Origin of the sequence: Nocardia sp. NPDC050435 (assembly GCF_040655395.1) — a bacterium.
In the GTDB taxonomy this organism is placed as follows: Bacteria; Actinomycetota; Actinomycetes; order Mycobacteriales; family Mycobacteriaceae; genus Nocardia.
Genome location: NZ_JBFAJW010000019.1, coordinates 36,075 through 49,859, shown reverse-complemented (window position 1 = coordinate 49,859; position 13,785 = coordinate 36,075). Strand labels below are relative to the sequence as shown.

14 protein-coding genes are annotated in these 13,785 nt (G+C 69.6%); 6 read left to right on the top strand and 8 right to left on the bottom strand.

All coding sequences use genetic code 11. The annotated features are described in order from the left end of the window. Positions 1 to 197: 197 nt before the first annotated feature. Together AB0I43_RS39170 and AB0I43_RS39165 are read right to left on the bottom strand one after the other, a co-directional pair. Complete coding sequence (locus AB0I43_RS39170) at positions 198 to 1,184, bottom strand: type IV toxin-antitoxin system AbiEi family antitoxin (protein ID WP_356980461.1); 987 nt, start codon at positions 1,182 to 1,184, stop codon at positions 198 to 200. A 48-nt stretch (positions 1,185 to 1,232) separates the two neighbouring features. Next, complete coding sequence (locus AB0I43_RS39165; protein ID WP_356980460.1) at positions 1,233 to 2,042, bottom strand: SigB/SigF/SigG family RNA polymerase sigma factor; 810 nt, start codon at positions 2,040 to 2,042, stop codon at positions 1,233 to 1,235. 264 nt (positions 2,043 to 2,306) lie between these two features. Between AB0I43_RS39165 and AB0I43_RS39160 the strand changes: the two genes are divergently transcribed. Continuing rightward, the gene (locus AB0I43_RS39160) at positions 2,307 to 2,696 is read left to right on the top strand and encodes a hypothetical protein (protein WP_356980459.1); all 390 of its coding nucleotides are present in this window, start codon (positions 2,307 to 2,309) and stop codon (positions 2,694 to 2,696) included. Between the two features lie 35 nt (positions 2,697 to 2,731). Here AB0I43_RS39160 and AB0I43_RS39155 read toward each other — a convergent pair whose 3' ends face one another. After that, entirely contained in the window at positions 2,732 to 3,172 is a 441-nt protein-coding gene (locus AB0I43_RS39155) for a hypothetical protein (RefSeq protein ID WP_356980457.1), read from the bottom strand. 278 nt (positions 3,173 to 3,450) lie between these two features. Here AB0I43_RS39155 and AB0I43_RS39150 point away from each other — a divergent pair, with 278 nt between their 5' ends. Together AB0I43_RS39150 and AB0I43_RS39145 are read left to right on the top strand one after the other, a co-directional pair. Further along, positions 3,451 to 3,960 carry a flavin reductase family protein gene (locus AB0I43_RS39150; RefSeq protein ID WP_356980455.1) on the top strand — a complete coding sequence of 170 codons (510 nt, stop codon included), beginning with the start codon at positions 3,451 to 3,453 and terminating at the stop codon, positions 3,958 to 3,960. Positions 3,961 to 4,085: 125 nt separating this feature from the next. Then, positions 4,086 to 4,505 (top strand): hypothetical protein, encoded by a 420-nt coding sequence (locus tag AB0I43_RS39145; protein WP_356980454.1) that lies wholly within the window; start codon positions 4,086 to 4,088, stop codon positions 4,503 to 4,505. A gap of 5 nt (positions 4,506 to 4,510) precedes the next feature. On the opposite strand, the gene AB0I43_RS39140 is transcribed toward AB0I43_RS39145, so the two are convergent. The 3 genes from AB0I43_RS39140 to AB0I43_RS39130 all read right to left on the bottom strand — a co-directional run bounded on the left by AB0I43_RS39140 (position 4,511) and on the right by AB0I43_RS39130 (position 8,235). Further along, complete coding sequence (locus AB0I43_RS39140; RefSeq protein WP_356980453.1) at positions 4,511 to 5,842, bottom strand: lipase family protein; 1,332 nt, start codon at positions 5,840 to 5,842, stop codon at positions 4,511 to 4,513. Positions 5,843 to 5,977: 135 nt separating this feature from the next. After that, positions 5,978 to 7,159 carry a helix-turn-helix domain-containing protein gene (locus AB0I43_RS39135; protein WP_356980452.1) on the bottom strand — a complete coding sequence of 394 codons (1,182 nt, stop codon included), beginning with the start codon at positions 7,157 to 7,159 and terminating at the stop codon, positions 5,978 to 5,980. Between the two features lie 98 nt (positions 7,160 to 7,257). Next, positions 7,258 to 8,235, bottom strand: coding sequence for an LLM class F420-dependent oxidoreductase (locus AB0I43_RS39130; protein WP_356980450.1), 978 nt, complete (start codon positions 8,233 to 8,235; stop codon positions 7,258 to 7,260). Between the two features lie 143 nt (positions 8,236 to 8,378). Here AB0I43_RS39130 and AB0I43_RS39125 point away from each other — a divergent pair, with 143 nt between their 5' ends. Next, on the top strand, positions 8,379 to 9,899 hold the full coding sequence (locus tag AB0I43_RS39125) for an NAD(P)/FAD-dependent oxidoreductase (protein WP_356980449.1): 1,521 nt from the start codon (positions 8,379 to 8,381) through the stop codon (positions 9,897 to 9,899). Here the strand turns inward: AB0I43_RS39125 and AB0I43_RS39120 are convergent. Next, positions 9,896 to 10,342: a nitroreductase family deazaflavin-dependent oxidoreductase gene (locus AB0I43_RS39120; RefSeq protein WP_356980447.1), complete on the bottom strand. Its 447-nt coding sequence runs from the start codon at positions 10,340 to 10,342 to the stop codon at positions 9,896 to 9,898. The genes AB0I43_RS39125 and AB0I43_RS39120 overlap by 4 nt on opposite strands. 160 nt (positions 10,343 to 10,502) lie before the next feature. Between AB0I43_RS39120 and AB0I43_RS39115 the strand changes: the two genes are divergently transcribed. Together AB0I43_RS39115 and AB0I43_RS39110 are read left to right on the top strand one after the other, a co-directional pair. Then, positions 10,503 to 11,507 (top strand): alpha/beta hydrolase family protein, encoded by a 1,005-nt coding sequence (locus tag AB0I43_RS39115; RefSeq protein WP_356980446.1) that lies wholly within the window; start codon positions 10,503 to 10,505, stop codon positions 11,505 to 11,507. Positions 11,508 to 11,632: 125 nt separating this feature from the next. Continuing rightward, complete coding sequence (locus tag AB0I43_RS39110; RefSeq protein WP_357433890.1) at positions 11,633 to 11,875, top strand: CsbD family protein; 243 nt, start codon at positions 11,633 to 11,635, stop codon at positions 11,873 to 11,875. A gap of 61 nt (positions 11,876 to 11,936) precedes the next feature. Here the strand turns inward: AB0I43_RS39110 and AB0I43_RS39105 are convergent, their stop codons facing one another. Next, entirely contained in the window at positions 11,937 to 13,688 is a 1,752-nt protein-coding gene (locus AB0I43_RS39105) for a protein kinase (RefSeq protein ID WP_356980442.1), read from the bottom strand. Between the last annotated feature and the right edge of the window lie 97 nt (positions 13,689 to 13,785).

Below are 13,785 nucleotides of genomic sequence, written 5' to 3'. Positions count from 1 at the left end.
CCCGCCGGATCTTCGATTTCGCCGAAAGGCACGAGGTCCACCGCGATACCGGCGATCACAAACGGACGTCGGTGCTTCGCGATCTGGGCAATCTCGGAACGATCTGGCGGTACTCGGTATGCCCTTGAACCGCCAGACCGATATCCAGGTCGTTGGTGGAGCGCAGATCCAGCGAGTGTGTCTCGATGCGGCGCAAATCAAACAAGCTGCTCCCTCCGGAGAAGCTGTGCGACCTCGAGTTGCCGAGGCTCGTCGGCGGCGAGCAGATCCGCGTAGACCAGCGGCGCCGGGGCGGACGAGCTCGCGAATGCGCCACCGGCATCGGACGCTGTGGCCCAGGGCGGTTCGTTCCAGAACTGCTGTCGGACTTCGATATTCGGGCTAGCGGTCTGCTGCCATCCGTGGCGCACTGCGTCACGAAGATCGAAGTATTTGGTATAGATCGTCAGCGTTTGTGGTTGCCGGATGAGATCCACGGCCGATTCGCCGCTGACCAACTCACTCGACGAGGGCGACCACTGGCCGATATCGCCTTCGAACGAGCGAAGCCGGATCTTGGGTAGGAGAGCATTCCGGAACGCGGCTGCCCAGAGATCGAGAAGCTCTTCGCGCCGCCGTATCGACCCGGTGATCAGGTAGCCGGACTCCTTCATGATCTCGAGTGTCGATTGCGCGATCCCCACGGAGGTTCCGGCGGCCTCCGCGATCCTGCGGACGGGCATGTCCGCGAGGTCGTCGGGCCAGGCCAAGAGCGCGAAGAGCACCTGCATCCGTCTGGCGCTGAACAGGTTGGCGTGAGTCGGCCGCGGGTCTCGCGCCACGACCGGACCGCGCCGACCACGAACATCGATGAACACCGTGTCGAAGGCGATGTGAGCATTACCCGCGTGGTCGATGTAGTCGATGTCCGCGCCGCGGAGGGCGTCGGCCGTCCGGCTCGATATGTGCGGGCTGGCCACCAGTAGCCGGCGCGTGCTGTCGGAGTTGTCGAGCCGAGACAACTCCGAGAGGGTCGCGTGCGGCAACCATGCCATGCGATATGTCGCGCTGAGCGGCCCGCGGCTCAAGGTGACGATCGCCGTCTGCTCGGAAGTCCACTGTTGGACGGACAGACCGATCGAGTATTCCGCGAGCATCGGAGCCAGGGAATGCGCCGGTTTCTGGGCGGGCGTTCGGTCAGCCATGCCGTTCAGTTTAGTTGAACACGACTGAATATTGAACGCCCGCCGGGATCAGTCGTCGGGGAGGGCTCGGTCGCGCAGGGCGGTGAGGGTGCGGGTGAGGATGCGGGAGACGTGCATCTGGGAGAGGCCTAGCTGGGTGGCTATCTGGTTCTGGGTGTAGCCGCGGAAGAAGCGCAGGTGCAGGACTGTGCGTTCGCGGGCCGGCAGGTCGTTCAGGAGCGGGGCGATGGTGAGGGCCTGCTCGGTGAGCTGGTAGCCGGGGTCGTCGGTGCCGATGGTGTCGGCGATGGATTCGGGGGCCTGGTCGTAGGCGGGGGTGTCGAGGGAGTCGCTGGAGTAGGCGTTGGCGGCCAGCATGGCCTGGGTGACCTCGGTCAGGTCGATGTCGAGTTCGAGGGCGATCTCGACGGCCGTGGGCATGCGGGACAGTCGCTGGGTCAGGGCTTCGACTGTGGGGCCGAGAGCGAGCTCGACTTCCTTGGTGCGCCGGGGAACTCGCACGGACCAGCCGAAGTCGCGGAAGTAGCGGCGCACCTCGCCCATGATGGTCGGGACCGCGAAGGCCAGGAACGGCGTCTCGCGGGTGCTGTCGAAGCGATCGATGGCGTTGACCATGCCGAGGCAGGCGACCTGGTACAGGTCGTCGTAGGTTTCACCCCGGCCGGTGTAGCGGCGGGCGATGTGGTCCGCCAAGGGCAGGCACCGGTGCTGGAGCTCTTCGCGCAGGCGGGCGTGCTCCCGCGAATCCGGGGCCAGGGCGGCGAGCTCGGCGAGTGCGGGCTCGATGTCGTCGTAGGGGTCGGTGCCGCGTCGGGCCGGGCGGTTGCGAGCAGGCGAAAGTGAAGACTGGACGGTCACGAGAACCTCCGCGCCTACGGTTGGCCGTGAGTGCCGCTACAGGCTGAACGTACTCATCCGGCGGTAAGCGCCGACTCCACCGTTCCAGTGCGGCGGCGGCACTGTCAAGGCGGGTAGGTCCCCGCGCAGCCGCGGAGCAGGTCCCGGTATCAGCGCGGGTGTCAGCCCGGTGTCAGCTCGGCATCAGTGGGTCCGGTGAAAGTAGGTGCATCGAAGAAAACGATCGGAACCCCAGCGGTTCCGGACCCCACCGAGGAGAACATCATGTCGATCACCGTCACCGTCACCGATCAGGACAAGAGCATCGTGCGGACCGCCGCTTACGGCGCGGTCGGGCTGCTGGCCGCCGCGGGCGCACCGCACAAGGGCATCGGGCAGGGGTCGATCGCGCTGACCTCGGCGACGGGTCTGGTCGGGCACGTCTTGTCGGGGAAGGCGAAGGATGTTCGCCTGCCGGGCAAGAACGTGGCCGAGCTGGCCGATCAGGTGCTTCCGGCGCTGAGCGCGGCGATGGGTGCGCTGGCGCAGTATCCGGGTGAGGCCGAGAACTTCCGCGGCACCGTGCTGGTGGCTGTCGAGGCCGCCGGGCAGGGCAAGTCGAACCCGGCGGTGGCGGCGATGGCGGCCAAGATCACCGCGGCCCTCGACGCCTGACCCGAAGCAGGCGGGATCCCGGTGCGGGATCCCGCTCAGTCGACCTGGTCGGTCTCCGCGTCGCCCGGATCCTTCTTGATCCGGCGCGGCTTGGCCATACGACGCCCACCCCCGGCCGGCGCCCCGGCGCGCTTGCGCCGCAGGGCCTCGAGATCCACGACGCTGCCCTCGTGCTCGCCGTCGCCGGACCGGTCGGCGGCGGAGTACGGCGCCGCGCCGGGATCGACCGGCCACCATCCGGTCTCGCGCTGCAGTTCCGAGCGCAGCACCGGCCGGGTGGGCGCCGGATCGTTGGCCTCGGACCGCCACGGCTCCGCCGGATGCTCGGGGGCTTCGTCGCCCACCCGTCGCGGGCGGCGCGGCAATCGAATGATCTTCGATCCGCCCTCGGCCTCGGCGGCTTTCATTTCCGCCAGCTTGTCGCGTAATCGGTCGCGCGCGCCGGCTTCCCGCCCTGGTTCTTCCCGGTCAGACATCGAACTACCGGGCGGCGAGTGCCGCCGCACCCGCCGGTCCGCCGGGCCGATGCCAGCACCTCATGTCGCTCATGTCCGTATTCTCCCTCGAGGCCGTCACCTTCGTTTCCCGCGTGACCACCTACTGAGCACCGGAGCCGGATCCGCGGCGGCGTCGATGTCCGCGAACGAGTGGCATCTCCGTGTCTACCACTCCCGGCGCCGCTGGTGTATGGGCACGTTGTCCGAATTCTCGGGCGCGAACCGCCGGTGCGCGGTCCAGCGGTTACCGTTGCGTCGTGACCGATATCGGCGAGGAGACGCGCAGCGCGTTCGACGCGGTGCTGGCGCGTGCGAACGCGCCGGTGTGGATCGTGACGGTCGCGGCGGCCGGGCGCCGGGCGGGCTGTCTGGTCGGTTTCGCCGGTCAGGTGAGCATCGAGCCGCGGCGGTTCCTCGTCGGATTGTCGACCGCCAATCACACCTTCACCATCGCCCAGAACGCCGAGCACCTGGCGGTGCACCTGCTCGACAGCGCGGGCGTCGCCCTGGCGCAGCTGTTCGGCGCGGAAACCGGCAGCGAACTCGACAAGTTCGACCATTGCGAATGGACCGCAGGCCCACACGGTTTGCCGATCCTGACCGGCGCCGCCGGGTGGTTCACCGGCGCGATCGTCCAGCGCGTCGAGTTCGGCGACCACGTGGGCCATCTGCTGGCCCCGACCGCGGCCGCCGCGCCGGCGGGCCCGGGTGGCAGCCTGCGCTATCGCGGCGTCGCAGAGCTCGAACCCGGGCACCCCGCGGACTGAACCGCCCGACACACCGCCGTGCTTCGACCATCGGGCCCGCCGATCTGGCAGGTTCGAAGGCCTATCGAGCCGAGCGGAGGTGTCCGCCGCCACCGCTCTGCGCAGCCGCAGAGAAGGGAGCGAACATGGCTGGAAGGTTCGGCGCCGCACTGGTGGGCGTCCTGGGTGTGCTGCTGGTGCTCACAGTGCCGGCCGCACCCGCGAGCGCCACCCCGCAGCTGGACGACTGCCTGAGCAAGCTCTCCAGCATCGCCGAGGACCAGGTGCGCGAACGCACCGACGCCCTGCTGCCGTGCGTCAGCAACAGCTGTGTCCGGCTGCTCCGCGAAGTCGGCACGGACGCGAATCTCGAAGTGCTGGTGCGCTGTATGCACAGCGCGCGGGAGCGCGCCGACCTGCCCGACGGCCACCAGACGGCCTTGGCGGCCGGGATCGACAAGGCCCGTCGATGTTTCGCGCCGGTCGTCGCCGGAAAGATCACCGAGGCCGGCGAAGCGGAGGTGGCCGCCGGGGTCCAGCAGTGCTGGGCGCAGGCCCTGGCCTGAGCGTCTCAGCCGCCCGGGAAGCCCGGGGGCAGCGGCGCGAAGGCCGCCATGAACTTCGGGCCCGGCGGCAGGCCGCGCAGCAGGGCGCTGGTCCAGGCCACCGCCGGCGGCCAGCCGGTGACGGCGTTGGTGACGTGCTCGGGCACCGGAACCGTGTAGAAGCGCAGGTCGGCGCCGCGGTCCCAATAGCTCTGCACGGTCGGTAGCACCACCCGGGCGGGCGGGATCAGCTCATCCCAGACGCCGTGCCACCACAGCACCGGGGTGTCGGGAATGTGCTGCCCGAGGCTGTTGTCCTCGAGCACCTTCAGGACCGAGGGCGTGCCCTCCAGCGACTTGCCGGGCTGGAAGTAGTCGCTGATCGGCCGGTACATGCCGGTCGCGGCGATCGTCGCGTAGCACCGGCTCTGGAAGTCGGCGAGGATCTGCTGCCCCTCCGGTGTCAGCAACTCGCGGGCGTCGAACGCCTCGGGGTACTCCCGGGACAGCGATGCGAAGCCGAGCCACATGGTGAAGTTGCTGATGCCTGTGAGACCGGGCTGCTGCTCGGTGGCGAAGCGGGCCTGCTCGACCAGGTTGCCGGGCGTACCGCCGATGGCGGTGCCGAGCAGCCGCACGTCGGGCGCGTAGCTCTGCCGCAGTTCGGCGGCGCGGAGGGACCCGGAACCGCCGCCGGAGTAGCCGTAGAGGGCGATCCCGGAATCGGCGAGCCCCAGGCTCGCCTCGTTCTTCATGGCGCGCAGGCTGTCCAGCACCATCTTGCCCTCGGCGTAGGTGTTGAACGTGTTGAACTTGCCGTCGAAGTCGGGGACGTTGATGGCGAAGCCCTGCGTCAGCCAATACACCGCCAGCGCGGCCTCTTTCATGGTGCCGGTCTGCAGCGTGTAGGAGGGGTTGCAGGTCGAGCTGGTGGAGTCGATGGCCTCCTGGAACGACACCACCGGCCGCGCGCTGCCCTGCCACGGAATGCCGGGCACGATCACCGTCGTGGCGGTCACGATCGGATTGTCGTGCACATCGTTGGACCGGTACAGCAACTGCTTGGTGTACACCGGGAACGGGATGCCGAGCAGGCGGGTCTGCACCTCGCGGCTGCGCACGACCGCGCCGGGTGCGAACGATTCCAGATTGGGTGGGTCGGCGTACCAGGGATCCTCGGCGGGCGTCGGGATCGGCAGCGCGTCGTAGAGCTGCGGTTCCGCGGGCAGTTGCGGCAGCTGGTTCTGATCCGGCGGAAAGGCCGGGAGTCCCGGTTGCGCGGATGCCACACCCACGCCGCTCGCCATCGCGCAGGCCGCGGCGGCGAGCACGAGTCGTCGGAGATTCTTCCTGGCCATTTCGCAGTAACCTCGTCGTTCCTGTGTGGCCGGACACAGCTGTCCGGCGCCTATGGTCCAGCACACAGCAACCAGGGCCGACGCACTATCGGCAGACGGACGACGCTGGTCAGGGCGATTTGTGCAAGTGCACGGTCAGGCCCGGGCGGGGTTCGATTCGAGCCGGCGCGCCACCCGCGCCGCCATCAGCGTGGCGATGCCCTCGGGACGCTGCGGATCGTGACCGGTCAGGTCGGCGATCCGGGTGAGCCGGTAGTTCACCGTATTGCGATGGATGAACAGGGCCCGGGCCACCGCGTTGTGGTTGAACTGCTGCTCGATGAACGCGTCCAAGGTCAGCGCCAGCGCGGCCTGGTGGTCCAGGGGATCGAGCAGGGCGGCCAGCCCGGGGCGGGCCGGTCCCGAGGTGGCGATGGCGTACTCGAACACCATGGCCGCCCGCGCGCACACGATCTCGGGCCGGCGCAGCGAGCGGGCCACCTCGGCCACGATCTGCGCCTCGGCGTAGGCGGCGGGCACCCCGGCCCGCGCGGGAGCGGCGGCGACGCCGATCCAGAGGTCCGGATGTGGTTGCGCCGCGGTGAATCCCAGCCGGGTCGACAGCGCCGCCGCCGGGTTCGCGCCGTCCTCGGGCCGCATCGGCACCAGCGCGGTCCAGCCGCCGCTGTCGCGATGCATGAGGGTGCCGGGCACCGTGTTCAGCCGGCCGCGCAGGCCGGTCAGCGCGCCGGGCGCGGGCTCGCCGAGCCGCACCACCGCCACCAGGAACGCGGTGCCGACGGGGGTTTCCGGATCCTGGGCCCAGGGCGCCGGGTCGCGGCCGGTCAGCAGCGCGTCGACGACCTCGCGCTGGCGTTCGAGCAGATCCCAGCGCGGCTGCCGGGCCTCCTCGACCAGCGCGACGGTGATCCGGGACATGATCAGCCCGAGATAGTCGGTCACCCGCAGCGCGATATCGGCCACAGTGCCCGACTCGCCGACCACCGGAATCAGCTGGGTGAACAGGAATTCGATGCCGATCCGGTAGTTGTGCAGCACGTCGACCAGCGGCATTCCGTCGTGCACCAGCGTGACCGCGCGCAGCACCAGCGGGGCCATCTCCTCGGCGGTGGGCGCGGCGCCCTCGATCAGATACCGGAAGAACAGCGTGACGTTGAGGGTGGCGCTGGGCACGAAGTCCGCGTCCATCAGCGAGGCCGGCAGCGCGTCGTAGGGCGGCGCGTCCGCGCTGAAGGCGCCGACCAGCGCGAGTGCCCGGTCGCGTAGCTGTTCCAACTCGGCCCGCAGCGGCGTTGCGGCGGGATCGAACTCGGTCATGGACATCCTCGGGTCATCGCCCAGTGAAGGCGTCCACGATAACCGGTCCGCGATGTGGCGCCGTCACGTGCGAGCAGCCTGTCGGCAAACCTCGGATCTCAGGAGACGGGCACCGGCTCCAGGCTGTGCAGCCGCTCGGCGAGTTCGGTCCGGTAGAACTCGAGGAATCCGTCCGGGTCGGGCCCGGCGTTCTGCAGCACCGGGTGGTCGAAGCCGGCGTCGGTGTACCGCTTGACGGCCGCCACGAACCGTTCGGGATCGGTGCCGCAGGTGAACTGCTCGAGGATGTCCTCCTCGCGCACGGTGGCGCTCGCCGCGGCGAAGTTCTTGGGGTTGGGCAGCTCGGCCATCACGGGCCAGCCGGTCAGCGCCCAGCGCGAGGTCTCCCAGGCGGCCTTCGCGGCGGTGTGCTCGTCCGGGGCCCACGCCACCGGCACCTCGCCGTAGCGCGGGCCCGTCCCGCCCGCGCGCCGATAGTGCTGCACCAGTTCGGCGTCGGCTTCGGTGGTGAACAAGCCGTCGCCGAGTTCGGCGGCCAGCTTCGCGGCCGAGGGGCCGCCGGCCGCCACCGCGATGACGGGCAACTCGTCGGGCAGGTCGAAGACCCGGGCGTCCGAGAGTTGCAGGTACTGGCCTTCGTAGGACTGGTAGCCGCCGCTCCAGAGCAGCCGGATGATCTCCAGCGCTTCGCGCAGCATGTCCTGGCGCACCCGCACCGCGTCGGGGAATTCCAGGCCGACGATGTGCTCGTTGAGGCGTTCGCCGGACCCGACGCCCAGCGTGAAGCGCCCGTCCGACACCAGCGCGAGGGTGGCGGCGGCCTGAGCCACGATCGCGGGGTGGTAGCGCAGCGTCGGGCAGGTGACGCCGGTGGCCAGTCCGATGCGGTCGGTCTCGGCGGCGATGGCGCCCAGCACCGTCCAGGCGAAGGGGGAGTGGCCCTGGTTGTCCAGCCAGGGATGGAAATGGTCGCTGATCTCGACGAAATCGAAGCCGGCCTGTTCGGCCAGCACCGCCTGCCGGATCAGTTCCTTGGGGCCGAAACCCTCCGCGGCCAATTTGTACCCGATCTGCATCGCTACCTCCTGGGACTGTCGGCTCGGGACCCTCGCGGGCTACCCGGCGAGCCGGGCGGCAAACGCCGCTCGATTGACAGATCATCGGACTCCAAATACCGTCGGTATTCGAAAACTGGCGGTATCCAACAAGGAGGTTGGCCATGATGGGGTCCGGTTCGGCGGCCGCGGGGCAGGGTGCGGCGCCGACCGCGCCGCGGGAGCCGCGGATCGTGGTCATCGGCGCGGGGGTGTCCGGGATCGCCAGTGCTATCACCTTGCAGCGCAACGGGTTCCACAACTTCGTGCTGCTGGAGAAGGGCGCGGACGTGGGCGGGGTGTGGCATTGGAACCACTACCCGGGCCTGACCTGCGACGTGCCCTCGCAGCTGTACCAGTTCGGCTTCGCCCCGAACCCGAAGTGGTCCTCGGTCTTCGCGCCCGGTCCGGAAATCCAGCGCTACCTGGCCGGCGTCGTCGACCAGTTCGCGTTGCGCCCGCACCTGCGCCTGAACTCGGAAGTGGTGGCGGCCCGGTTCACCGGCGCCGGGTGGCGCGTCGAAACCGGCGACGGCACCGTGCACGAGGCCGATTTCGTCATCGCCGCCACCGGCGTGCTGCACCACCCGGCGCAGCCCGAGCTCCCGGGACTCGACGAGTTCACCGGCGACGTGCTGCACACCGCCCGCTGGGACGACAGCATGCCGACCGCCGGCCGGCGCATCGCCGTCATCGGCACCGGCTCCACCGGCGTGCAGGTGGTGTCGGCGCTGCAACCCGAGGCCGCCCGGCTCACCCATTTCGTGCGCAGCCCGCAGTGGGTGCTCTGGGCCCCGATGTGGCTGCCGCAGCCCGCCGCCGTGGGCGCGGTGCTGGACCGGCTGCCCGAGGTCAACAAGGCGCTCTACCGGGCGGGCATGCTCGGCGCGAAGCTGTTCACCGACATCGTCACCCGGCCCAGCTGGCGGCGCCGCGCCGTGCAGGAGTACGCCCGCTGGAGCCTGCGGGCGCAGGTGCCCGATCCGCAGCTGCGGGCCCGGCTCACCCCCGACTACGAACCGCTGTGCAAACGACAGGTGCTCTCCGGCAGCTACTATCGCGCGCTGCGGGCCCGCAACGCCGAACTGGTCGGCGCGGGCATCGAGCGGGTCACCCCGACCGGCATCCGGACCGCGGACGGGCGCGAGCACGAGGTCGACCTGATCGTCTTCGCCACCGGCTTCCGCGCCCACGACTACATGCGGCCGATGAATCTGGTGGGCCGCGACGGCCTCTCGATCGACGAGGCCTGGGCGCGTGGCCCGCGCGCCTACCGGATGACCGCGCTCCCCGGTTTCCCCAACCTGTTCACCGTGCTCGGCCCGAACTCGCCGACCGGCTCGATTCCGCTGCACCACGCCGCGGAGGTGACCGCCCGCTACATCACGGCGTGGATCCAGCGCTGGAGCGCGGGCGATTTCGACACGGTCGAGGTCAGCGCCGAGGCCACCGAGCGGTTCGAAGCCGAGGTCGCCGCGGCGCTCGGCCCGACGGTCTGGAATACCGGCTGCGACTCCTGGTATTTCACCGAGGGCGGAACCATTGATCTGCTGCCCTTCGACCGCGCCACCATGGAAACAATGCTCGCCGCTCCCGACACCGCCGATTTCCATCTCCGGAAGGCGCGGGTGGCGGAAACCGCTTAAACGAGGCGCACCACCGGGTATTCGCGGTCGGACTTGCTCTGATACTTCGCGATGCGCGGCTGGGCCGCGGCGATGATTTCGAAGGCCTGTGCGCGTTCGGCGCCGGCGAGTTTGTGCGGGGTGATCGAAACCGGGTCGCGGCCGGGCAGTTCGATCGACGCCTTTTCCGGATGCGCCATGAGGTTGGTGAACCAGGCGGGGTGCTGGGAGCCGCCGCCGGAGGCGATCACCAGGCGCCCGCCGGCGCCGTCGTCGAACCAGGCCACCGGCGTTTCCCGGGGCTCGCCGCTGCGCGAGCCGACGGTGTTCAGGATCAGCACCTCCATACCCGCGAATCCGCCCTTGCCTTTGCGGACCTTGCGATTCATGCGGGCATTCATCTTCTTCTGCATCCACAGGGAGAACGCGCCCGGGGTGCCGGCCTTGCGCTGCTTGTCGGTCATTGTCTGCCTCCGTCGTATTCGGTGCGTTCGGCGTTATCGCCGTTGGTAATGACGGTAGGCGCGCACCGCCGCCCCGAGCTTCTCGATTCCTGATCGGTCGCGGCGGTGACGCACAGCACTTCCGCGTAACAATTCGGCCTCGGCGACAGACGTAGATGCGGTGAAGCTATCTGCCCTACGCAACACCGCCGCGGTCGCCCTCGCCGCCGCACTCTCGACGACGCTGCTCGGTGGCACCGCTTCGGCGGCCCCGGACAAGCCCTCGGCCGTCACCTCCGTGGTCAAGGAGGGACGCAACTGGCATCTGAAGGTCTACTCGGCCGCGATGCAGACCGAGATCCCGGTCGAGGTGCAGCGCCCGCTCGACGATTCGAAGCCGGCGCCGAACATGTGGCTGCTCAGCGGACTCGACGGTGGTGAGGGCAGCGCGAGCTGGCAGGCCCGCACGGACGCATTGCAGTTCCTGGCCGACAAGCCGGTCAATGTCATCCTGCCGATCGGCGGCCGGGGCAGCTACTACACCGACTGGATCAAGGCCGATCCGGAACTGGGCCTGAACAAGTGGCAGACCTTCTTCACCGAGGAATTGCCGCCGCTGCTGGACGACACCCTGAACTCGACCGGCCTGAACTCGCTGGCCGGCCTGTCCACCTCCGGCACCTCGGTGCTGCAGCTGGCCGAGGCCAAGCCGGGTCTGTGGAAGTCGGTCGCCGCCTACAGCGGTTGCGCGCAGATCGCCGACCCGATCGGCCGCCAGGCCGTGAAGTTCTCGGTCGAGACCTGGGCCGGCGGTGACACCGAGAACATGTACGGCCCGGACGACAGCCCGCTCTGGACCGCCAACGACCCGGTCATCAACGCCGAGAAGCTGCGTGGCACCAAGCTCTACATCTCCAGCGGCAGCGGCATCCCGGTGGCCGCCGACGTCCTGTACTACCTGAACCAGGCGCCCGGCCCGATGGGTGCGGTCAACCTGAGCCTCGGCATGATCATCGAGGGCGCCACCAACGCGTGCTCGGTGAACCTGAAGAACCGCCTCGATTCGCTGAACATCCCGGCGACCTACCAGTTCAACCCGGTCGGCACGCACTACTGGCCGTATTGGGAAGAGGCGCTGCACAAGTCGTGGCCGATGCTGGCCGAGGGCATGGGCGTCCCGGCCTGAGCGTCGGCGTACCCAGCCCGGCGCCGTCCATTCCTCCGGTAGGCATGTGGCATCTGCCACACGTTTCACTCGTCTGAGACGGGTATGCCGCAAGTGTCAGCAGTCGCCTGCTATTGGAGGTAGAAGTGCCCGAGCATACGAGCGGACCCCGTGAAGGAATCGAAGGCGTCGTCGAGGACGTGAAGGGCAAGGCCAAGGAGGCCGCCGGCATCGTGACCGGCAACGAGGGCCTCAAGGACGAAGGCCGTGCCCAGCAGGACAAGGCCGAGTCCCAGCGTGAGGCAGCCAAGAAGGAAGCCGCCGCCGAGAAGGCACGCGCGGAGGCCGATATCGATGATGCCCGCCAGGCCGGTTATCAGAACCGCTGACGGTCAGCTTCGCGGGTGGCAGTCCCGGACGGGACTGCCACCCGCTTCGTCGTTTCGGGGGTCAGCGTTCGGCGGTGACGACGTCGACGAAGGAGCCGTCGAGATTGGCCGCCATGTAGCCGCCCGCGCCGTACTCGTCGGAGAGATAAACGCGCAGCGTCGGCTTGTCGTCGTTGAAGGTCCAGTTGTCGATGATGAGGTAGCGCCGAGTGGGCTCGGCCAGGCCGATCTTCTCCTGGGCCAGTTGCAGCAGGGCGGGCAGGATGTCCCAGTCGATCGCGCCGAGCCGGATGGTCGGGTCGGTAATCGTGCCGCCGGGCTGGGTGCTGGTGATCGCCGCTTTCTCGCGGTTGTAGGTGTACGTGTCGTACACGGTGGGGCGGCCGGATTTCGGCGCGCCGGTGTTGATGTAGTCGGGGTAGACCGTCGCCTCGGTGAATTCCTGTCCGCCCGTGGCTTTTTCGAGGGCGGCGATGGCCTGCCGGATCCCGGCCGGGGTGAGCAGGCTCGGCCGGTCGGACGCCGGGGCGGCACTGGGGACCGTGGCGGTCGGCGGCCGGCTGTCCGGTGCGCCGGGGTCCGCGGCGGTGCCGGGGACAGTCGGCGGGGATGTCGTGGCGGTTTCGGTGCGGGGCCAGAATGCCACCGTCGCGCCGGTGCTGCCGATCACGATGGCCGCGATGCCGCCCAGGATCAGTAGTCGGCGCGATCTGCCCGGCGGCCGGGGAAGTGGCCGCGGGCCAGGCGAATAGGACGGGCGCTGCGGATTGTCCACGGGTAGCTCACCCGAGCCGGGCGGCCGGAAGTTCTGCGATGGCGGGGGCCCGTACTCCGGTCGCGGCCCGGTGAACTGCGGCGCGGCCTGGTGCAGCGCGCCCGGCGGGGGCGTGAACGGCTGCGGCCGGTAGGCGCCGGCGGGCGTGACTGAGGTTCTAGTCGTCGACTCGGTTCCGGGATACGGCGGAGTGATCAGCGGCATGGACGGCGTCGAGGTCGCGGAAATCGCCTGTGCAAGAAGGCGATCCACGTCCTCGGTGGACGGCCGCCGCTCCGGATCGGCGACCAGCAGCGCCTCCAGCACGGGCGTGAGCGCCCCGGCGCGCCGCGGCGGCGGGACCTCGCCCGCCAGTACCGCCGCCAGCACGGCGACGGTGGTCTCGCGCCGCATCGGGTGGAAGCCCTCCACCGCCACGTAGAGCACCAGACCCAGCGACCACAGGTCCGAAGCGGGATAGCCCTCTTTACCGCCGAGGCGCTCGGGCGCGACGTACTCCAGCGAACCCACCAGGTGCCCGGTGGAGGTCAGCCCGCCCAGTCCCTCGATCGCGGCGATGCCGAAATCGGTGAGCACCGGCGAACCGTCCTCGCGCAGCACCACATTCGCGGGTTTGACGTCGCGGTGCAGGACGCCGACCGCGTGCGCCGCGCGCAGCCCGGCCAGGATGCCGCGCCCGAGCCGGGCCGCGACGCCGACCGGCAGCGGGCCCGCGGCGAGGCGATCGGCCAGGCTCTGGCCGCGCACCAGCTCCATCACGATCCACGGGTGTGTCTCGGCCTCGGAGTTCACGATGTGGTGCACCGCCACCACATTCGGATGCCCGATGCGGGCAAGCGCGCGGGCCTCGCGCAGGACCCGCTCCCGCTGCACCGCGGGCGAGCTGGCGCCGGGGGAGACGTCGGGCCGCACCTCCTTGAGCGCCACCTCCCGATGCAGCACGTTGTCCAGTGCGCGCCACACCGTCCCCATGCCGCCGCTGCCGAGCGGCTCGATCAACTCGAAACGCCCGTCGACCACTGTCCGCCCGGAAATCACGGCGTCAGCCTATGGGGTCCGGTGCCGCCGCGCGACCTCCTGCCGTCCAGGTGAGCGACGGTACTGACAGTAAGAATCGTATTGACAGAGACTGTCA